This window comes from Cytobacillus luteolus (assembly GCF_017873715.1).
Classification (GTDB): domain Bacteria; phylum Bacillota; class Bacilli; order Bacillales; family Bacillaceae_L; genus Bacillus_BV; species Bacillus_BV luteola.
The window spans coordinates 40,393-61,012 of sequence record NZ_JAGGKM010000009.1 but is presented as its reverse complement, the minus strand read 5'-3'; the positions used below and the strand labels follow the sequence as shown (position 1 = coordinate 61,012).

General features: G+C 36.1%; 24 protein-coding genes, 1 other RNA gene and 3 riboswitches. Of the genes, 18 read left to right on the top strand and 7 right to left on the bottom strand.

Annotation, left to right across the window (positions count from 1 at the left end; all coding sequences use genetic code 11):
- Positions 1 to 40 precede the first annotated feature (40 nt).
- A complete protein-coding gene (locus tag J2Z26_RS20145; protein ID WP_193535090.1) occupies positions 41 to 724 on the top strand; it encodes a 5'-methylthioadenosine/adenosylhomocysteine nucleosidase in 684 nt (227 codons plus the stop codon).
- 67 nt (positions 725 to 791) lie between these two features.
- On the opposite strand, the gene J2Z26_RS20140 is transcribed toward J2Z26_RS20145, so the two are convergent.
- A complete protein-coding gene (locus J2Z26_RS20140) occupies positions 792 to 1,718 on the bottom strand; it encodes an SDR family oxidoreductase (protein WP_193535040.1) in 927 nt (308 codons plus the stop codon).
- Positions 1,719 to 1,855: 137 nt separating this feature from the next.
- On the opposite strand from J2Z26_RS20140, the gene J2Z26_RS20135 reads away from it, so the two are divergent.
- The 10 genes from J2Z26_RS20135 to thiT all read left to right on the top strand — a co-directional run bounded on the left by J2Z26_RS20135 (position 1,856) and on the right by thiT (position 9,704).
- Positions 1,856 to 2,035 (top strand): hypothetical protein, encoded by a 180-nt coding sequence (locus J2Z26_RS20135; protein WP_193535039.1) that lies wholly within the window; start codon positions 1,856 to 1,858, stop codon positions 2,033 to 2,035.
- A gap of 154 nt (positions 2,036 to 2,189) precedes the next feature.
- Entirely contained in the window at positions 2,190 to 2,747 is a 558-nt protein-coding gene (locus J2Z26_RS20130; protein ID WP_193535038.1) for a cysteine hydrolase family protein, read from the top strand.
- Between the two features lie 318 nt (positions 2,748 to 3,065).
- Entirely contained in the window at positions 3,066 to 4,292 is a 1,227-nt protein-coding gene (locus J2Z26_RS20125) for an MFS transporter (RefSeq protein WP_193535037.1), read from the top strand.
- A 249-nt stretch (positions 4,293 to 4,541) separates the two neighbouring features.
- Complete coding sequence (locus tag J2Z26_RS20120) at positions 4,542 to 5,342, top strand: alpha/beta fold hydrolase (RefSeq protein ID WP_193535036.1); 801 nt, start codon at positions 4,542 to 4,544, stop codon at positions 5,340 to 5,342.
- 117 nt (positions 5,343 to 5,459) lie between these two features.
- Positions 5,460 to 5,547: riboswitch (cyclic di-GMP riboswitch) on the top strand.
- 15 nt (positions 5,548 to 5,562) lie between these two features.
- Positions 5,563 to 5,880, top strand: a complete 318-nt coding sequence (locus J2Z26_RS20115; protein ID WP_193535035.1) for a hypothetical protein — start codon at positions 5,563 to 5,565, stop codon at positions 5,878 to 5,880.
- A 59-nt stretch (positions 5,881 to 5,939) separates the two neighbouring features.
- Positions 5,940 to 6,437 carry a GNAT family N-acetyltransferase gene (locus J2Z26_RS20110; RefSeq protein ID WP_193535034.1) on the top strand — a complete coding sequence of 166 codons (498 nt, stop codon included), beginning with the start codon at positions 5,940 to 5,942 and terminating at the stop codon, positions 6,435 to 6,437.
- A gap of 102 nt (positions 6,438 to 6,539) precedes the next feature.
- Positions 6,540 to 6,677, top strand: a complete 138-nt coding sequence (locus tag J2Z26_RS20105; RefSeq protein ID WP_193535033.1) for a hypothetical protein — start codon at positions 6,540 to 6,542, stop codon at positions 6,675 to 6,677.
- 615 nt (positions 6,678 to 7,292) lie between these two features.
- Positions 7,293 to 7,772, top strand: coding sequence for a GNAT family N-acetyltransferase (locus J2Z26_RS20100; protein ID WP_193535032.1), 480 nt, complete (start codon positions 7,293 to 7,295; stop codon positions 7,770 to 7,772).
- A 398-nt stretch (positions 7,773 to 8,170) separates the two neighbouring features.
- A complete protein-coding gene (locus J2Z26_RS20095) occupies positions 8,171 to 8,815 on the top strand; it encodes an SDR family oxidoreductase (RefSeq protein WP_193535031.1) in 645 nt (214 codons plus the stop codon).
- Positions 8,816 to 8,942: 127 nt separating this feature from the next.
- A riboswitch (TPP riboswitch) is annotated at positions 8,943 to 9,048 on the top strand.
- A 68-nt stretch (positions 9,049 to 9,116) separates the two neighbouring features.
- Positions 9,117 to 9,704, top strand: coding sequence for an energy-coupled thiamine transporter ThiT (thiT, locus tag J2Z26_RS20090; protein WP_193535030.1), 588 nt, complete (start codon positions 9,117 to 9,119; stop codon positions 9,702 to 9,704).
- Between the two features lie 91 nt (positions 9,705 to 9,795).
- Here the strand turns inward: thiT and modB are convergent, their stop codons facing one another.
- Both modB and modA read right to left on the bottom strand, forming a co-directional pair.
- Positions 9,796 to 10,461 carry a molybdate ABC transporter permease subunit gene (gene modB, locus J2Z26_RS20085; protein ID WP_193535029.1) on the bottom strand — a complete coding sequence of 222 codons (666 nt, stop codon included), beginning with the start codon at positions 10,459 to 10,461 and terminating at the stop codon, positions 9,796 to 9,798.
- A complete protein-coding gene (modA, locus tag J2Z26_RS20080; RefSeq protein WP_227413634.1) occupies positions 10,458 to 11,255 on the bottom strand; it encodes a molybdate ABC transporter substrate-binding protein in 798 nt (265 codons plus the stop codon). Before modA ends, modB begins: the two co-directional genes overlap by 4 nt.
- 191 nt (positions 11,256 to 11,446) lie before the next feature.
- Here modA and J2Z26_RS20075 point away from each other — a divergent pair, with 191 nt between their 5' ends.
- The 3 genes from J2Z26_RS20075 (at position 11,447) to J2Z26_RS20065 (ending at position 13,660) form a co-directional block, all read left to right on the top strand.
- Entirely contained in the window at positions 11,447 to 12,316 is an 870-nt protein-coding gene (locus J2Z26_RS20075; protein WP_193535028.1) for a nitroreductase family protein, read from the top strand.
- A gap of 135 nt (positions 12,317 to 12,451) precedes the next feature.
- Positions 12,452 to 12,955, top strand: coding sequence for a hypothetical protein (locus tag J2Z26_RS20070; RefSeq protein WP_193535027.1), 504 nt, complete (start codon positions 12,452 to 12,454; stop codon positions 12,953 to 12,955).
- Positions 12,956 to 13,159: 204 nt separating this feature from the next.
- Positions 13,160 to 13,660, top strand: a complete 501-nt coding sequence (locus J2Z26_RS20065; protein ID WP_193535026.1) for a plasmid pRiA4b ORF-3 family protein — start codon at positions 13,160 to 13,162, stop codon at positions 13,658 to 13,660.
- Positions 13,661 to 13,714: 54 nt separating this feature from the next.
- On the opposite strand, the gene ssrS is transcribed toward J2Z26_RS20065, so the two are convergent.
- The 3 genes from ssrS to J2Z26_RS20050 form a co-directional block, all read right to left on the bottom strand.
- Positions 13,715 to 13,904, bottom strand: a non-coding RNA gene (gene ssrS / locus J2Z26_RS20060) — 6S RNA.
- Positions 13,905 to 14,245: 341 nt separating this feature from the next.
- Positions 14,246 to 14,662, bottom strand: a complete 417-nt coding sequence (locus J2Z26_RS20055) for a DUF1801 domain-containing protein (RefSeq protein WP_193535088.1) — start codon at positions 14,660 to 14,662, stop codon at positions 14,246 to 14,248.
- A 70-nt stretch (positions 14,663 to 14,732) separates the two neighbouring features.
- Positions 14,733 to 15,152, bottom strand: coding sequence for a VOC family protein (locus tag J2Z26_RS20050; protein ID WP_193535025.1), 420 nt, complete (start codon positions 15,150 to 15,152; stop codon positions 14,733 to 14,735).
- A gap of 169 nt (positions 15,153 to 15,321) precedes the next feature.
- On the opposite strand from J2Z26_RS20050, the gene J2Z26_RS20045 reads away from it, so the two are divergent.
- The 3 genes from J2Z26_RS20045 (at position 15,322) to J2Z26_RS20035 (ending at position 18,949) form a co-directional block, all read left to right on the top strand.
- Complete coding sequence (locus tag J2Z26_RS20045; RefSeq protein ID WP_193535024.1) at positions 15,322 to 16,116, top strand: retroviral-like aspartic protease family protein; 795 nt, start codon at positions 15,322 to 15,324, stop codon at positions 16,114 to 16,116.
- Positions 16,117 to 16,704: 588 nt separating this feature from the next.
- Positions 16,705 to 16,850, top strand: a riboswitch (cyclic di-AMP (ydaO/yuaA leader).
- A gap of 90 nt (positions 16,851 to 16,940) precedes the next feature.
- On the top strand, positions 16,941 to 17,597 hold the full coding sequence (locus tag J2Z26_RS20040) for a potassium channel family protein (protein WP_193535023.1): 657 nt from the start codon (positions 16,941 to 16,943) through the stop codon (positions 17,595 to 17,597).
- 5 nt (positions 17,598 to 17,602) lie between these two features.
- Positions 17,603 to 18,949, top strand: a complete 1,347-nt coding sequence (locus J2Z26_RS20035; protein WP_193535022.1) for a TrkH family potassium uptake protein — start codon at positions 17,603 to 17,605, stop codon at positions 18,947 to 18,949.
- A gap of 53 nt (positions 18,950 to 19,002) precedes the next feature.
- On the opposite strand, the gene J2Z26_RS20030 is transcribed toward J2Z26_RS20035, so the two are convergent.
- Positions 19,003 to 19,740: an Mrp/NBP35 family ATP-binding protein gene (locus J2Z26_RS20030; protein ID WP_193535021.1), complete on the bottom strand. Its 738-nt coding sequence runs from the start codon at positions 19,738 to 19,740 to the stop codon at positions 19,003 to 19,005.
- Positions 19,741 to 19,929: 189 nt separating this feature from the next.
- Between J2Z26_RS20030 and J2Z26_RS20025 the strand changes: the two genes are divergently transcribed.
- A complete protein-coding gene (locus tag J2Z26_RS20025) occupies positions 19,930 to 20,271 on the top strand; it encodes a cupin domain-containing protein (protein ID WP_193535020.1) in 342 nt (113 codons plus the stop codon).
- Positions 20,272 to 20,620 lie beyond the last annotated feature (349 nt).

Below are 20,620 nucleotides of genomic sequence, written 5' to 3'. Positions count from 1 at the left end.
TTAATGTTAGATGCTAAATAAGTTGAGAGGAAAAAATACAATGAAGAAGATAGGCATTATAGGAGCAATGCAAGTCGAAATAGATTTACTTATTGCTAGAATGGAAACTTATGAAAACTCTACTGTCGCAGGCTTCCCTTTCTACACGGGTACATTATTTGGAAAAGATATTGTTTTAACACGTTGCGGGGTTGGGAAGGTTAATTCAGCTGCTTGTACACAAATTCTAATTGATCGGTTTAATGTGGATTGTATAATCAATACGGGGATTGCAGGGAGTTTACGAAAAGAAATTGGGATACTAGACCTGGTTATTTCTTCAGATGTCACACACCATGATGTGAGAAAAGCCCAAATGAAAAATTTGTTTCCTTATCAAGAATCGTTCATTGCGAATAATAGAATGATAGTATTGGCTCAAAAGGCATGTGAAACTTTGGAAGTTAAACCTAATTACCATTTTGGAAGAATTGTAAGTGGTGAGTGCTTTGTAAGCGATACTAGGTTAAAAGAAACGATAATAAATGAATACTCACCTGCATGTGTAGAAATGGAAGGCTCTGCAATAGGGCACGTCGCATTTTTAAACAATATTCCGTTTCTCATCCTCAGATGCATTTCAGATCAAGCTGATGATGAAGCAGCAATGTCCTATGAAAATTTTGAGAAGCTAGCGGCAAATCAATCAGCAGCTGTTGTATTAGAAATGATTAAGATGATGTGATATTAACTAAGATATTATAAATAAAATACCCCCAACTGAATTTTTAAATTTTATTGGGGGTATTTTTTTATGACGCTGTGAATTGACCGCCATTAACATGTAATGTCTGACCTGTAACGAAGCGTGAATCATCTGATGCAAGGTATACAAATGTCGGAGCTATCTCGAAAGGTTGGCCCTGGCGATCCATCGGATTTCCTGCAAGAGGTACTTGGTCAGCAGAGAAACTGGAGGGGATGAGAGGGGTCCAGAACTTCCCAGGCGCCACTGCATTCACACGAATTCCTTCCTTCACCAAGTTGTTAGCCAATGCCCGTGTAAATCCTACGTTTGCAGCTTTTGTTGCTGTGTAATCAATTAATTGTTCATATCCAACATAAGCTACAACTGAAGCGGTATTAATGATGGAACTACCTGCTTTTAAGTATTTAAGTGCTGCTCTAGTAGTGTAAAAATGTGAATAAATGTTTACCTTAAATGTGTCGTCAAACTGCTCATCTGTTATATCAAGTAAGCTTAATTGTTGAAATTGGATACCAACATGGTTACATAAAACATCCAACTTACCAAAAGCTTGGATTGTTTTTTCAACTATATCTACACATTGCTGTTTCTGTCTTAAATCACCAGGCAGCAATAGACATCTCTTACCTAGTTCTTCTATCCGGTTCTTCGTCCGGGTTGCATCCTCGTACTCATCTAAATATGCAATCGCTATATCTGCTCCTTCTTTAGCAAATGCAATGGCAACTGCAGCTCCCATTCCACTGTCTCCACCTGTTATAAGTGCAACTTTCCCTTTTAGTTTTCCACTACCTGTATAATTTGGATTTTCGATGATTGGTCGAGGGACCATTAGGTTCTCTACTCCTGGTTGACGAACTTGACGCTGTTCAGGAACAGTTAGAGCAATTTCTTCATACTTAGTTATTTTCCCGTAATTTGGGTACATTGGATACTCTTGATTATTCTGATTGCTTTTCTCTTTAGCCATTCGGTATCCTCCTAAAAAGTTCATTCCGAATTACATTATGTAATATGGGCTAATGAAGTGCCTGGCCTGGCAAAAGTGTCAAATGATTAAAAGATTGAATATTGTAGGAAGAAAGAAAAAGTCAGAGGGGGATTCGTATGCAAGCCGCTGGTTATCAACTAAATTGGGAAATAGAACTGATGCTACTCTACCAATCGAATGAAAAGGAAGTAATTTTATATAATGACAACCCTTATTATTTTCAAATCTCTAAAATTGGTTTTAGGCCGCCGTATTACTGTAATCCAAAATATGAACAGTACTATCCGGTCATCTGAGAAGAAAATCAAACATACTTTATCTACCATCTTTATCCCTTTTTAAGGGATTTTTTTATTTTTGGAGCTGGTAGGAATTGGGACGTTTTCGTAGAATACCATAATATCCTGTAAAGAAAGTTTAATTAAGGTGTTTTTTAGGAGGAAAAAGAGTATGTCAAAAACAGCTGTTCTTGTCATTGATGCACAAGTAGGCATCATTGAAGGCCCTTCGATTGGACCTGTTTTTAGGAAAGAACAAGTTCTCGAGGTTATGAAAAATGTGATTGAAAGAGCAAGAGAAGACAATTTGCCTGTTATTTATGTTCAAGATTTAGATGTGGGTGCGAACAATCCAGAAGAGCAAAAGATACATCCAAGCATTGCTCCTCAAGAAACAGAATTTGTCATCCAAAAGACAGCAACCAATGCCTTCTATTTGACTACTCTTTCTGAAACCCTAAAAGAGTTAAATGTAGAGCATTTAGTGATTGTTGGATGTAAGACGGAGTTTTGTGTGGACACCACATCTAGAAGTGCGACTGTCCTTGGATTTGATGTTACGTTAGTAGCTGATGGGCATTCAACAACTGATAATAATGTATTATCGGCTGAGCAAATTATCGCTCATCACAATTGCAATTTACATGGATTAGACAATGTAAATCACTTTATCTTAGTCAGAAATTCGACAGAATCAATTTTCGAACATAAGCATTTGGAGTATAAATAACAGATTGTAAGCGGGCTGCCCAAGGTAGCTCGTTTTTATTAAGTGTTACTTCTCGTAAAATTAGAGTTGTTGATAAAATATTTAACCGAGTGGATTGGAGCGGAAGGCACTTGACTCCTGCGGGAAGTAAAGGAAAGGTCGAGGCCCCGCAAACGGTACGTTGAGGAGGCTCGACTTCCTCCCCGCGGAAAGCAAGTGCCTGCAGCGGAAAGGAACGTCAAATTTCAAAGTGATTAAACAAATATTTTTATAAAGGTATTACAATTTTCCTGTCGAAAATATCCTATATAATTCATCGCTTGGTGATGGGGGATTCTGATGAAAAATAACGTAGCGTTTTTAAAAGAAGAAAAGAAATATACTCGATTTCTGACTTCAGTTTTTATTAGTGGGGTTGGAGATTGGTTTCACAGTATTGCTGTATTTAGTCTACTCATGCACCTTTCAAATACAAGTGTGGCCTTGGGGATTACAATGGCTTTGCGAGTGTTACCTCATCTGTTATTCGGACCAATAGGTGGCTTACTAGCAGATCGTTTTTCTAAAAAGAAGATTTTAGTCATTTGTGATTTTGTTCAGGCTTTGGCCGCTTTTTCGCTTATCTTTGTTTCGACTGCTGAAGATATTTGGATGATATATGTTTCAACATTTATCTTGATGTCAGCTACAGCTATTCAAATGCCAACTCGTTCTTCTTCAATACCGTTATTGGTCAAGAAAGAGAATATTCTTAAGGCAAATTCCTTACATTCAACAGCCTTTGGAATCATGATGGTTCTGGGTTCGATGCTAGGAGGAATTGTTACAACTATCTTAGAAAGTAATTTAGCCTTTGGTGTTAATGCAATCACTTTGGTGATAGCTGGATCAATTATGCTAACAACTAGATTTCCAAAACATGAGTATGATGAAACAAATGAAAAATTCTCTCTTAAACAATATAAGGTTGTATTTCCATTAATTCGAAAGGTTCCGATTATCCAGTTGATCTTAATTTATTATGTTCTCTGGGCTATTGGAGGAGGGGTAATGAACTTAATTCCTAATGTTTTTGCCTTTGAAGTCTACGGATTAGAGAATATCGGAGTTGGCATATTGTATGCCTGTTTTGGGATTGGACAAATTTTAGGTGGTTATCTTTCACCGTATTTTGAAAAGTGGCCAAAGCAAGCGATTGCCATTGGTTTTCTAATCGAAGGAATAGCCTATACCTTTTTCAGCTTTTCACCGAATATTTTAGTAGGAGGGTTGATGCTAATTATTGCTCTTACTGGCGTAAGTGTTGGAAACACGTTTGTCGGGACTATGGTTATGCAATACATACCAGAAAAGTATCTGGGGCGACTGTTTTCTGTTATCTATACTTTAGTTAATGTTATCCTTGGCACGACAATGATTCTTACTGGTGCTTTACTCGCAAAAATAGCACCTGAACAAATGGCGCTGCTTTCTGGACTACTAATAACAGTCCCAGCAATAATTATAGGCTATGGGATCCTAAAATCAGGAACACTTCAATCAGAACTAGTAGAAAAAAATATGTAAGGTTCTCTTACTAATTTCCTGTTATTTAATAATGCAAAAAATCTCATTTTATAGTATTCTGTATTTAAGTGAATAGGGACCTCCTAAAGGGGAGTAGCTTTTACGGCAAGGATCGTCATTACGGAGTATACCTCCCGGCCTTGTTGGCAAAATTAATTGTTAGCGAGACCTTTATCAATCATGTATTGATAAGGTCTTTTTATAATGAATAATTACTTTCTTATCAACTAGTGCATTCAGGAGGACAAGATGCTTTATTATAAAACATATGAACTAAGTACGAAACAGGACTGGGTTGTATTTATCCATGGAGCTGGTGGAAGTTCGTCCATTTGGTATAAACAGTTGAGAGAATTTAAAAAACATTTTAATATCCTGTTAATTGACCTTAGAGGACATGGGAAGTCTAAGGACCAAAAGATGCTCGGTAAAAACTACTCTTTTAAAGATGTGAGCCTAGATATTTTAGAAGTCATTAATCATTTGCAAATTAAATCAGCCCACTTTATTGGAATCTCACTTGGAACAATATTAATTCGTAATATTGCAGAGATTGATCCTACGAAGATAAAATCGATGGTATTAGGTGGAGCGGTGATTCGCTTAAACACTCGTGTTAAAACGCTTATTACATTAGGTAACTTAGGGAAAAAGCTAATACCATATATGTGGTTATATAAATTTTTTGCGTGGTGTCTGATGCCTAAAAAAAGACATGTAGAATCTAGATTGCTATTCGTTAATCAGGCAAAAAAGTTATGTCAAAAAGAATTTATTAAGTGGTTCAAACTTACAACGGATGTTGCTCCTTTATTGGTTCATTTTGAGGAAAATAAAATTACAACTCCGACCCTTTATATCATGGGGAAAGAAGATTATATGTTCTTACTTCCAGTGGAAGAAACAGTTAAGAAAAGTCCAAATGCAAAACTCGAAATTATTGAAGACAGTGGACATGTTTGTAATGTCGACCAACCTGATAAATTTAATGAAATTGCGATAAACTTTTTAACTAACTTTAATGAAGATAAAAAAACTGAGGCTGTTTAGTTAGAAGAGTGGGGGAGATTCCACTCTTTTTCTATTTTCACAGACTACTTTTTACTGAAATTAGTTGATGAAAGATTGTCCAGTTTATAGTACGCTATTAGTAAGGGAATTTTGATTCTAGTTAAAAGGCAAACTTATCGAAAGGTAAGGACGCAAAGCTATGGGTCTAACGTGAGGAAAACACTATGATTGCCAAGTTATCAAGGAGGAACTATTCATCATGAGTTTACATACGACTTCTACTAACAGAACTACTTCTGAGGCAGCATGGGGCACAATAGAAAAATTATGTGATCTTCCTGAACTGCATATAAGGGTCAAGCTTGGGAAAAAGATTTATCTTTATAACCGATACAAAATTATTCAAGCAATTGATACAAATCTTACTTATTCAGAAAAGACTGAAGTGTTAAATGCTCTTTCGAATATTGTACATAGGAAAGGTGACATCTCTTCTTATATACGAGTTGTCTTAATCGGAATTATTGTCAGACAAGAATCGAATACGTTCAAAAACAGTGAGTACAATGTATTATAGTACTTATTTGTTAGGAGTTGCCTAGTGTAGCTCTTTTTTTATAAAAGGAGAGAAACTGTATGGAAATTAGAATACTGAACTCCAGCGATGCAGAAGCTTATAGAAAAATAAGGTTACATGCACTACAAGGAAATCCCGAGGCTTTTTCTTCGAGCTATGAAGAAGAAGTGGAGTATCCACTCGAAAGAACTGCAAGCCGCCTAGATGAAGGAACTTCTTTCACTTTCGGAGCATTTATAGACAATACTTTAGTTGGAGTTGTTTCGTTAGTATTGGAGACGAGACATAAAATAAAGCATCGAGCAACTATTTTTGCAATGTATGTCAACCCAGACCACCGCAAACTTGGGGTAGGAAAGCAACTAATGGTTGCCGCAATTGAAGAGGCACAGAAATTGGATGAGATTGAACAAATATACCTAACGGTTAATGCAAGTAACGAGCCAGCTAAAAGGTTATACTTATCACTTGGTTTTAAAACATATGGAGTCGATAAACGAGCATTAAAAATTGAAGATCAATATTATGATGAGGAACTAATGGTGCTTGTTAAATAAAAAGACCGACTTCAAGAAAATTTCACAAAAAAGTAGTCACATTTTATAATCTCCTGAATATAGTAGTTCTTGTGTGAGTAATATTGAAAGGATGATTATAAGATGTACGTAAATCAACTAAATACTGTGATTACAAATAAAGATAACAACGGAACAGGGTATAAAGTAGTAGAAGTGAATGTAAAAGATTCATCTCAAAACTTATATGCTGTTGTTACACCGGTTAAATTAAAAGATTAATTATTAAAAACCATCCCTTGATTGTAACTTTACATAGCAGGGGATGGTTTTTAGTATAGCTACTGAAAGGCATTTTGTTTTTCTGTACAACTTCTTGATTCGTCAGTGTAGTTTATTTTATAATTGAACTAACTAAAAAAGATCAGATGCTGCGAACATCTGATCAATAGCATCTACAGCCGCAATGTGAGCGGCCACCAAGTATAACAAGTACTTACTCAGAAGAAGTAGCTACCCTTTACCTAGGTCAGGCGGGGGAGGTTACTTCTTTTTGTTTTCGACGAATAACATGATCACAATTGTTAATACACCTACCAATACGAGATTAGAATGAAGTGCCACAGTGATTGCCTCGAACGTCGTCATCTTACCACCTCCCTTCAAGGGAAATGGTGAACTGCCCACCTGCTTGTATAGATACTAGTTTAATATTAGCACCAAGTAGCAAAAAATTCTATCACTTTTAGAACGTATGTTCGTTTAAAGGTAGAAAAGAGTAAATTTTACCTATAGTTTAAGAGGGAGATTAGAATCATGACATCTTTCCTAAACAACTGTTTAATTTGTTCTTCTTAATCAACTAATACAAGCATAAACTAGGATGAGGTGATAATTATGGAAAAAATAATTAACACGTTGGAACAGCACGATCTAGTTTTTTTAGGAACAGAATTGGACAACTCGAATAATAAAGTTATTGTTTACAAGTTTAAAAGTAGGGATAACTATTGTATTTTTGCAATGTATAAAAAAGAAGGAAAGAATCAATGGAGTGACCCGTTTTCTTGTGATGCTGCGATATTAACGTTTGAAGCGAAATCACAGGTATATAACAACAAGTGTATACATATTGGGGATATTCGTGGGCATAAGCACAATCGCGGTCTTGGATCCATTCTCATAAAATATTTAAAGTCGTATTGCTTGTCAGAAGGGATTATTGAAATTGTTGGAGATATTTCAGATAACCCAGAAGGCTTGAGGAATTTTTATAGAAAGCACAATTTTAAAGTGAAAATTGATGAACGAAACGGAGTGGGCACTGTTCGCTGGGTAAAATGGTACGATTTAGAAACGAAGAGGGTTAAACTGTAAAAAATACCGGGCCGCGTTCGCACCGGTATTTTTTGTGGGAAAGTTCCAAAGGGAATCAATTATTATTCTTCAAGTTTGTATACTTTCAAGTGTAGGTAGACTGTTAGTAAACTACCAAGTAAAAATACAGTTGCTCCTGTCCATGTAGTGGGATATAGATATTCGATGAGTTCCAAGTGAGCACCACCTTAAAAGAATATATTAATAGTGAAAATGTTAATTTTTATTATATCGACGATGTATCTGTTTTATGAAATGATAAGTCTTAAAATTCAGAATTTTATCTGAAGGCATATTATTGAAATGGCTTATAGTTTGCACGATAAAAGCATAACCTTTGAAGGGAGTTTCTTAAGATGCAATAATAGATGTAGAAAAGAAGAAAGGAGTTTGATTGGATGAAGGTTTGTGTAGTAGGAGCGAATGGACAAATTGGAAAGTTACTTGTAGACCTCCTGCAGGATAGTGAGGCATATACGGTTAGAGCGATGGTACGAAAGAATGCACAGGTTGAGTTCTTTAAGACCAAAGGTGTAGAAACGGTTGTAGCTAGTCTCGAAGATGGAGTCGAACAAGTGGCTGAGGCAATTAGAGGTTGTGATGCGGTCGTATTTACAGCTGGATCTGGTGGGCAAACTGGATATGATCAAACTCTTTTAATTGATCTTGATGGTGCGGTAAAAACAGTGGAGGCATCAGAGCAAGTGAATGTTAACCGCTTTGTGATGGTAAGTGCGCTTGGGGCGAATACACGTGATAACTGGAATGAGAAGCTCCGACCGTATTATGTTGCGAAGCACTACGCAGACAGAGCACTTGTTCAAAGTAGATTGAACTATACGATTGTAAGGCCAGGTGGTCTTCTAAATGAAGATGAAACAGGAAAGGTGACTGTAGGACCTAGTTTAGAACGAGGATCTGTTACTCGAGCTGATGTTGCAAAGGTTGTAATGGAGTCACTTTCTGAAGAAACCACGTACCATAAGGGGTTCGATCTGGTGAATGGGGAAACTCCTGTGAGTAAGGCACTGAAAGGTTTATAGTCAGAAAGATTTACAGTGTTGGAGTATTCAATTCAGTTCACCTTTAGCAACTAAATCAAATAATTAACATTTAACACTTTAAACAAATATATAATTCGGTTATAATCAACTATGAACTTAATAACTTGTATACCACAAGGGGAGCTTTACGCTGAGAGTGAACAGTTTTTCTCTGTTCTGACCCTTCGAACCTGTTAGATAATGCTAGCGCAGGAATGTGAAATAGAGACATAGGTATTTTGTAATACCTATGGAATCTCCCCTTGAGGTTACGAATAATGAACAAAGGGGAGATTTTTTTATGAAGAAAATGAACTTGCAAGCAATGATTGAAGCTTCTATCTTCGCTGCATTTGCACTAATTCTTGATTTTTTACCTTCCATTCAACTAGGACCATGGATGTCCATTTCAGTTGCGATGGTTCCAATCTTTATTTTAGCATTACGTTGGGGCTTCAGAGTGAGTTTAGTAGCTGGTTTTCTATGGGGACTACTTCAGGTAGTAACCGGGGATGCCTACTTTTTAACGCCACTTCAATTTGCGATTGAATATTTTATTGCTTTTGCATTTGTTGGGTTTGCGGGACTGTTATATCCTGCCATCCAAAAAGCAGTTAAGGAAAATAATAAGGGTGCTATTGCACTTTGGGTAATTGTTGCTGTATTAGTAGGAACAGTTGCACGCTATTTCTGGCACTTTATAGCAGGTGTTGTTTTCTGGGGAGACTATGCGCCAGAAGATATGTCTCCAGTTATTTACTCTCTATTTGTTAACGGTGGAACAGCACTAGGAGCATTCATCTTATGCTCAATTGTTTTAGTCCTTTTACTTGTAACTGCTCCTCGTTTAGTAAAGCAAAAAGAAACAATCGGTGGAGTTTCAAAATAATAAATTCTAAACACAAGGTAACGCTCAGATTAATTTCTGGGTGTTATTTTTTTTGAAAAAGAGCATCCCTACCAGATGTAGAAATGCTTATTTAATATCGTTTTTTTATAAGGTTAATCGAAATCAGCATTAGAAATGAAATAGAGAGTATGATTATAACTAAGGTCCATGCTAGGCCCATGTTTCCTGAATCCATTGCAACATAAATGGCAGTGGGAATCGTTTGAGTTTTCCCAGGTATATTCCCAGCAAACATGAGTGTAGCACCAAATTCGCCTAGTGCACGGGCAAAGCTTAAAATTCCTCCAGTAATGATGGCTTTCGATGCCAGTGGAACAGTAATCTGTAAAAATACATTCCACTCACTTGCTCCATCAATTCTAGATGCATCTTCTATGTCCTTATCAATGGATTCGAATCCAATTAGAACGGATTGGTACATCAATGGGAATGAAACAACAATGGCAGCAATAACAGCAGCCCACCATGTGAAAATAATCGGTTGATTAAACAACCATTCAATGAATTGACCAATGTATGAGTTTTTACCAAAAATCACGATCAATAAGAATCCAACGACAGATGGAGGCAAAACTAAAGGTAAAAGCAGCAATGTGTCAACTATCGATTTCCCTTTAAACGTTCGATTTGCCATTAGACGAGCAATTAGTACACCTAAAATCAAGACGACAAGTAAAGAAAACGAAGCAATTTGTAAAGAGAGTTTTACAGGGCTCCAGATTACGTCATTTATCATTTTAAAAGACCCACAAATCCGTAGCTTTCGAGAATAGATAGAGCTTCTTCTGTTTGCATAAAATCGAAGAATAGCTTGGCCTCATTTGGATTTTTACTCTCTTTTAAAATACCTAAAGGATATATGATAGGTGAATGTGTATCTTCCTTAGCTATCTCTTGAATTTCAATTTTAGCTGATGCAAGGGCATCTGTATGATAAACAATTCCTGCATCTACATTTCCTGTTTCAACATATGTTAAGACCTGTCGTACATCTTTTGCAAAAACAATTTTTTGTTCAAGGCTATTCCAGATTCCTAATTTCACTAACACTTCTTTAGCATAATTCCCGGCAGGAACAGTCTCAGGTGTACCAATCGAAATTGTTTCTCCTTGAGATGGTAAATCCTCAAACATTTTTATTTCCTTGCTGTTCTCTTTAGGTGTTATTAAAACTAATGAATTCCCGACTAAATCGACTCCACTATCAGGTGTAATAAACCCTTTTTCAACTAAATCATAAAACTTGTCCTCGGCTGCCGAAAAAAATAAATCAGCTGGAGCACCCTGAATGATTTGTTGCTGCAAGGTACCTGAGCTCCCAAAGTTATATGTGATTTTAATTTCTGGATACTTTGCTTCAAATTTAGATTTAATTGCGTTCAACGCATCAGTTAAACTGGCTGCAGCTGAGATGGTTAGCCCTACTTGGATATCTTTATCTTTCTGCTCGTTATCTGTTTCAAGATTAGAGCATCCAGTGCTAATAACTAGCATCAATATTATGTAAATATATATTTGTAACTTCTTCAATTAGACATCCTCCTACAAATCAAGAAAACCACTTTATATTATAATCGATTATAACTGCTTTTTAACTATTTATATTTTACAATTATTAGACTTTCTATGAAATAAGCATTGAAATAGTGGAATGGGAGAGGAAACTTTGCTTGTGATATGATATATGTATAAGTAATGTGGTCAGAGAGGTGTGAGAGGCAATGAATGATAATAGGTCCATGATTGAAGTGATGAGAAATCGAAAATCAATTAGAACATATAAAACTGAAAACATATCAGATGGCGATTATCAAGCTATTATTGAATACATACAAAAAGCAGGAAGTTTTAGTGGACCTTTCAATAGACAGGGTAAGGTTGCATTAGTGCAGGTGAACAATAATGTAACAGATAAAGGGATTAAGCTTGGTACGTATGGATTTATTAAGAACCCAAGAGCTTATTTAGTAGGAATCACTGAAAAAAATAAGTATTCATTAGTTGATTTTGCTTATAGCTTTCATAAGTTAACTTTATTTGCTACGGGGATAGGGTTGGGAACGTGTTGGATGGGTGGAACATTTAGTCGAAACTCATTTGAACAGGAGCTCTCTTCAATCAAAGATGGAGAATTTATCCCTTGTATCACACCAATTGGCTATCCGAACGAGAAAGAAAGAATATTTGATAAAGCTGTAAGGGTAGTTGTAAAAGCAGATAACAAAAAAGCGTGGGAGAAGCTGTTCTTTGATGCTGCATTTGACAAACCATTACGAGAGGAGAACGCTGGGCCTCTTGCTATCCCGATAGAAATGTTGAGACTGGGACCCTCTGCATCTAATAAACAACCATGGAGGCTTGTCGTATCACCTGATCGAAAGACCTCTCATCTGTACATAGAACATACACCAAATTATAGTAGTAGTTTGGGTTATGATATGCAACTCTTGGACATGGGCATTGCGATGTGCCAATTTGATATGGCTTGCAAAGAATTAAGTCTCGAAGGTAAATGGATAGTAGAAGACCCAGAAATGGACCTTCCAAATTCAAATTACGAATACATTGCTTCATGGCAGATAAATAGTTAACAATTATGTCTTTTGGGGCCTGACCCCCAGTGCGTTAAAGCTTTAACGTACTGGGGGTCAGGCCCTAAACTGTGATGGAGAACACTGCAGGGGAGATGATTTTGGTATAATGTGTAGGTAAGGGAGATGTTTTGGATGTCTTATTATGCTTGGATTATTATAAACGTGCTGTTTGTTTTTTGCTCAGGAGTTTATATCTGGTTGTTTCAACAGAATCAGTCCTTATCGGTAATCACAGGGCAATTACTGGCCCAAGCAGGAATACTGTTGTTTTTAGTGAATGTTAATATGTACTTTATATTTCTTGTTATTCGTAAGTCGAAAATTCGTAAGCTTAGAACAACCCTAGCCAAGCTCTCAAGAAAAATGATGAAAGTTCATATTCCATTAGGGATTGTTGGAACAGCTTTTGTAACGATTCATGCTATCATCATGCTTATCGAACTAGGTAATCGTATTGGATTTTTTCACGGCAAGTTAGTGAGTGGTTATCTTTCAATTTCTTTCTTAATGCTGACCCTTTTTGCAGGTTATTTAAGACATAAAAAATCCTCTGGATTTCGTAAGAAATTTCATCGTACTACTGCATTTGCATTTACAGTAGCATTTACTATTCATTTATTTTTTCCACTATATTAATAATGCATATTACACGAAAAACAAAGTTGGCCGTTCCTCACTAATCTTCTTTACGCTTGGGTTTATTATCTAATCTTGGTCTACCCTCGCGCTCCAATCAATCATTCAACTTTTGCCATGATTTTCAACTTCACGTTCACATACATTTCATACAACCTACGTGTTTTTGTTTCCAATTTCATTAACTAAGAAAGGGGTTAATTAATGATTTACCAATTAAAAATAACATTGACTAGCACAATTCCTATCATTTGGCGGAGGCTTCAAGTTAGTAGTAAAATGTCGTTTGCTAATTTACATGAAACTCTTCAAATTTTATTTGAATGGGAGGGAGATCATTTGTATTTATTTGAAGTTATTCGGTCTGACGGAAAAATGATCAAAAACCATGGGGTTACAATTGGCCCTAACGACCTTTTGGCAGAGGAAGTTACTCTTTCAGGAGTAGATAGTACAATAGAAAATTGGTTAACAAAAGAGAAGGATATATGTCGTTATATCTATGATTTCGGGAACTACTGGCAGCATGAGATTATCTTAGAAAAAATAATTGATATTGGTGAATCTACGTATTTTTATCCAATATGTAGAAAAGCAGTTGGCGAAGCACCAGTTGAGTATTTATTAGGAAGTAATAAGCTAGGAAATGAGGAGCTAAGAAAAGCAATTAATCAACAACTTAAGAATTTATGGGATAAGATATAGTAGGAAAATAAAAAATCCAATCCCTGATTAGAGACTGGATTGGAATGTTAAAGGTAGAAAGCCACATTTGCCGTAATCCGCATAAGAAAGTTTTAAACCACCACTTCTCAAAGTGGGTGTTTGCAGAAACCTTCCTGTCTTCCTCCAGCACATGATGAGGCATGACATTCCAGCTCGATGTTAAACTCCCTATTACAGCTTAAAGGTTAAAACTTAATTAAAATTACGTACAACGCAGCTTGTATTGTTATCTTACATGTTATTTACTTCAAGTTCAATGGTTATTTTTTACTTAAAATATAAAAATGATGAAAGGTGGGGGATATCATGAATCAGTTAAGAGATGTAAACTCCTCATTGCTTAAAAAGAGACAATCTTACTAGAGTTAGAAGAAGATCTTATAGAATTATTGGAACAAGAGATTATGGGTAAATGCAAAACAGATAATAAGTCAGTTCTTGAAGAAGGGGTATATTAGTATAGGTATAAAACTTATCCAAGGATAGACCTGCAGTAAAAAGCCTCTCTATCCTTGTTTTACTTTTCAAAAAGATTACTCCAGTCTTCTGAACTTTATATAAGGATTATCCATACGTTCTTTGTAAAAATGCAATGGATTGTTTTATAAGTGCTTCTAATACATACACATCAATATCCGCAACCTTATTAATATAAACACAGGCCTTTCCAGAGGTATGCTTGCCGAAATCCTTTAGTAATTCATCACGTTCTGTAACACCAGTAGCAAAATAAAGACTTATTTTTGCTTTACGAGGTGAAAAGCCGACAAGTGGTGCATCTCCTTCATGTCCGGAAGCGTATTTGTAATGATATGACCCAAAACCAATAATACTTGGCCCCCACATTTTTGCAGGATATCCTGTTGTTTCTGTAAATATGTCTAATAGCTTGTAGGCATCCTCACGTTTTTTGGGGTTATCAACCTTTTCTATAAACTCAATAACACTGTTTTCTGTTTCTTTCGTTTTTAGCTCATACATATGTAATCTCCATTTCATGAAAATATAAACACCTGGCAATCTTTAGAACCAGTTTTTTTATGTAGCACTGTTAATTTTGATCTTTTTGATAATTTAGATCCCATGTAATCCCGAATTTGTCCTTCACTTTTGCAAAGGTAGCACCCCAAAACGTATCTTGAAGTTCCATATAGACGGTACCAGTTTCACTTAATCTCTTATACACTTTGTTAATTTCTTCTTGATTTTCAAATTCTAAAACTAACGATAATTGATTACCCTCTTTAATTTCGTGACCTAGGAAGGAATCAGAGAACATAAGAAATAGATCGTCCTTTTTAAACTGTGCATGCATTATTCTCTCACTTATTTCAGGAGGTGTTGGGTAATCAGCTTCACCGAAGGTTTGTACATTTAGAATCTCACCCTCAAATACTTCTTTATAGAATTCAAGAGCTTCTCTAGCATTGTCCACGAATGATAGGTATGGTACAGTTTGCTTTTTAAACATTTCAATCACTCCCAATTAATAGTATAAACCCATAATAATCCATTAGCAAAAACATGTAAAGAACATTTGTTCGTAAAAAGAAAAATATTTTAACGGTAAATGTGAACGGTGGTCACTAGGATTTTTTAGACGTATAATTTACTTATCAAATCAGAAAAGAGGACGTAGCATGAAGGAAATAGGTCTAAATCTAAAAACTGATAAAGATGGAAGTGCTGAAGTATTTGTTGAAGGAGTCATTTGTGGTAATAAGTATCGCTTTCTGCTTGATACAGGCTCTGCTAAGTCTACGATCACTACAGATAACTATATTGCTACATTTACTAGTTTGGGAGAAAGTACAGGGACAGGTGTTTTTGCTACTATAAGGGAGCAAGAGATCAATATTCCCCATATAGAAGTAGGTCCAATTTCAAAGAGAAATTTTAAAATGTATCGTACGGAAGAAAAGGAAAATGTGACAAAGAATCTTATTGGGATGGATTTCCTTAAAGATCATAGCCTCCAGATTTGTTTTGATTCGAATAAAGTTCTGGTTGATCATCAGGTGGATGTAGATGTACCGTTAAACGATTTAGTTCTTGGTAATAAGTATCATCCCTATGTTGATGTACGTATTGGGGGGAAGAAAGCGAGCGGCGTCTTTGACACAGGTGCAGGAATGACAGTGGTTGATCTACAGTTTATTAAAAGTAATTCCGCTCATTTTGAGGAGATCGGTACTTCAGTTGGTACTGATTCTTCTGGAACAACGAGGGAAACACCTATGTTTTTGATGAACAACATGGCAATCGGAAATTATGAATTTCCATCTCATAGAGTTGTTGGAGTGGATTTATCACATGTTAATGCATCAACTGAAATTCCAATGGACTTGATCTTAGGGTACACAACAGTTAGTAAGGCAAACTGGTTTTTTAATTTCCCAGAAAAAAAGTGGAGAATTCTTAAACTTATAAAATAATTCTATTGTTTAAAAGAAATGGACAATACAGACCAAGTTTGAAGTTTAGCAAAGCCTGTGGGGCAGATTATCTTGTTTATCACTGGAGGATATTTGTGAATCATTGAATCTATTATGGATTTCACTAAATAGTTTAGGTTTTTTCCGATATGTTTATTAAGAATTTCTATTTTTTTTCACGTCTAAAAAAATAACTCCTAGAAAATGGAGAGTAAAGATGTGTTTTTCCGCCTTTTAGATTTTAAAAGGATAATGCAAATGGTAATAATGGAGATCTTGTTCTTCTGTTTAAAATGGATGCGTTAATGTTTCGTAGTCTTGAAACAACACAATCCCCATTAGACACTTGTGCATTACCTCCTATGATTCTAGCTAATCTTTAACAAGTTGACATGTATTTCACCTCCCACTGGCAATATATGTTGGGGGGACAAAGCTTGTTTAGTTGAATTACTAGAGATGATAAAAATGGTGAAATAGTGTATAAATGATGAGTCTTTCTTTACAATTTCTTTACAAAAAAACAATTGACAATGTTCCAAAACAGGAGTAAATTAATCTCCATAAATCAAAAATTTAATACCTAGCACCTTTTAATCGCTGAATCTATTGTAGAGCGGGGGAACCACTTATATGGCATATCAAATGCCTTGGGGTGAGTCTTACTTTGTAAGAGGGGATACTCTCAGTCCCTAATCCGACAGCTAACTCCGTAAGCGTTAAATGTATCTTTTCGAGAGAAAGGTCATAGGCACGAACCTAGACCATTCTATTTGTGATGGTCTTTTTTCTATGGTGTAAGGTGAAAAAGGAGAAGAAACAACATGAAGAAGCAATTTGCAGTTATTGGATTAGGACGATTTGGCAGCAGTGTTTGCAAGGAACTTTACCGATTAGGTCACGATGTGTTAGCGGTTGATCAAATTGAGGAGCGGGTAAATGCCATCGCTCATCATGCGACTCACTCAGCCATTTCAAATGCAACGGATGAAAATGCATTAAAAGCACTAGGGATTCGAAACTTTGACTATGTTATTGTGGCGATTGGAGACAACATTCAATCTAGTATTCTATGCACAATGTTACTTAAAGAAATAGGAATAGCAAATGTATGGGTAAAAGCCCAAAATGATTACCATCATAAAGTTCTAGAGAAGATCGGTGCAGACCGCATTGTCCGCCCTGAGCAAGATATGGGCATAAGGGTAGCGCATCATCTTGACTCGGAAAAAATTATAGATTATATCGAACTATCAGATGATTATAGTATCGTAGAGTTAGTAGCTACAGAGCGTAATGCAAATCAAACACTTGTTGAGATGGATGTAAGAGCAAAGTTTGGTTGTACGATCTTAGCAGTAAAAAGAGGAGAAGAAGTCAATATTTCACCTTTACCAACAGATACAGTGTTGTTGAAAGACATTCTAGTCGTAATGGGTCATAACAGTGATATCAGACGTTTTGAAGAAAAAGGTGTGTGATGAGAATGCGCAAATTTATTTCCACAAATAAATGGAAAGGGAGCGTTATTCATCTTAGCCCACCACAAGTACTAGCATTAGGTTTCATAGCCTTTATCTTTATTGGTGCTGTTTTGCTGAAGCTACCTGTTGCTACGACATCATCAATCTCTTGGTTAGATGCTATCTTTACAGCTACATCTGCCATTACGGTTACAGGGTTGGTCGTTGTGGATACTGGAACGGTCTATACTGTCTTTGGTCAAATCGTCATCATGTGTCTTATTCAATTAGGCGGATTAGGGTTGATGACATTTGCTGTTCTAATTGTCATGATGCTTGGGAAGAAAATCGGTCTACAACAAAGAATTCTCATCCAAGAGTCATTTAATCAGACTTCCTTGGGAGGACTTGTTCGGTTAGTTAAAATTCTATTAATCTTTACACTGTTACTTGAGAGCATTGCCTTTATTTTGTTGTCCATTAGTTGGGTGCCGGAATTTGGATGGAGAGAAGGCATGTATCAAAGCTTGTTTCATACCATTTCAGCCTATAATAATGCTGGCTTTTCGTTATGGTCAGATGGCTTGTCAGCCTATGTTGGTGATCCGATTGTAAACATCGTTATTACAAGTTTGTTTATAACAGGAGGAATTGGCTTTACCGTTCTCGTTGACTTATGGTCTAAACGCAACTTCAAACGATTAACCTTGCATTCTAAAATTATGATTGTAGGGACGTTTTCTATAAATATTGTTGCCTTTCTACTTATCTTTGTTTTAGAGTATGCTAACCCAGCGACTTTAGGGTCACTACCTTTATCAGATAAGTTTTGGGGAGCTTATTTCCAAGCGGTAACTCCTAGAACAGCTGGCTTTAACTCAATTGATATTGGAGCAATGACTACTCCAGCACTATTACTTATGATTTTACTTATGTTCATTGGAGGAGGAAGTGCCTCAACAGCCAGTGGAATTAAAGTAACAACTTTTATCGTGATGGTGTTAGCTACCATTACCTTCCTAAGGGGAAGAAGTGAAACAATGGTATTTAACAGAACTATTAAGCTACAAACCATTATTAAGTCTTTGGCTATTATCGTCATAAGTCTCTCTGTTACTTTTCTTGTCTTATTTATTCTTACGATAACAGAAAAGGCACCTTTCCTAGAAATTCTTTTTGAGGTGGTTTCAGCTTTTGGTACAGTAGGGTTGTCAATGGGGTTAACGCCTGAGCTAACTGCTGTGGGTAAACAGGTGATTATCATTATGATGTTTATTGGTAGGATTGGACCTCTAACTTTAGCATTTACCTTGGCTAGGCCAAAGAAATCACCAATTAAGTACCCGGAAGAGGAAGTCTTTACAGGTTAGGAACTAAATTTCAAAAAAAGGAGAAATGCTCAGGAGAGTCCTGAGCATTTTTATTACCCTATTAATTCTTCAATCTTTCGCGCTAGTTCCATATATTTCTCATATAGCGGTGTACCTTCATGGTAAATAGAAGGTTCAACCTCTCCTTTAATTGGAGCCATAATTGGAAGTTGGGCAATCAACTGAGTACCAAGTGAATCTGCTAGCTTGTCGGATTCACCCTCTCCGAAAATATAATACTTAGGTTCAGATTCTGCTGGTTGGAAGTATGCCATATTTTCAACTACACCCAAGATTTGGTGGTTATTGGCGTTAGCCATTTTACCAGCTCTCTGGGCAACATGTGAGGCCGTTGGATGTGGTGTTGTTACTAGAATTTGGTATGAGCTTGGAATCAGACGATTAATATCTAGAGCGACATCTCCAGTTCCAGGAGGCATATCTATAACAACATAATCTAATTCTCCCCATAGAACGTCATTAATAAATTGTTCGATTACTTTACCAAGCATTGGTCCACGTAACACGACAGGATCATTATTTTTTACGATAAAGCCCATTGACATTACCTTTACTCCGTGTGACTCTACAGGAACGATTTTGCCATTCATAGTTTTTGGACCATAGTTAATAGTCAACATATTAGGTATACTACTTCCATAAATATCAACATCTATTAATGCAACTGATTTGCCTAACTTAGCTAGTGACAAGGCTAAGTTTGTAGAAACGGTAGATTTCCCAACTCCACCTTTCCCAGATATTACAGATATAACTTTTCCAGATAACATGTTTGGACCTCCCGATTTATATTAGAACAAAATGCTCTAGTTTAATGCACTTTGTCATTTTTACTTCAACTATACTTTTTACTATAGAACAAACATCACTTTTATTTCGTGATATAAATCACACCATCTATAATTGAGAAGGACTATCATATAGATAGTAAGATCAAAAATAAAAGGATGTGACCTTAAATGAAGCAAGCAAACTTACAAGAATTTATTGAATACAGTACAGAGAGATTTACGAAAAGAATTATTTTTAAAGAGGGTGAGAGCACTGTTTTTGCCTTAAATTTCACACCGGGTCAAGCACTACCCACACATAAACATCCAGGTACTAATGTGTATCTTTTAGTACTAAATGGTGAAGGAACATTTACGATTGATGGAAACGAAGTAAAGGTAACTAAAGATGATGTTGTTGTATGCGGTGGAGAGTCTGATTTTTCTTTTATTGCAGAAGGAGAAGAAAACACAAGTCTTTATGTAATGTTAAATAAAATTCCTGATGATAGATATGTGCAAAATATATAACAGTAACGATAAAGCAGTGACTTCTCTCCTGAAGTTACTGCTTTTTTACGTTATTTGGTCGAATTTATGTGCAGTTTGAGTTCTTTTGCTTATTATTACTGTCCTCTTATTAGGTTTGTGTTTATGCGGTTGAAGTTTTTCGGTCTAACCTAGAATGATATCGGTCAAACACCGCTACTTATCGGTCATTGATAGCTAGTTTTCGGTCCAACTATGATAGAATTCGGTCAATCACTTTTTACCCTGCATTACTAAGTTAAATCTAAAAAGGGAATGGACAATAATAGTAGAATTATAAATTGAAGCGATAGGGGGAAGTACATGAGAACTTTATTTGAATACAATTGGC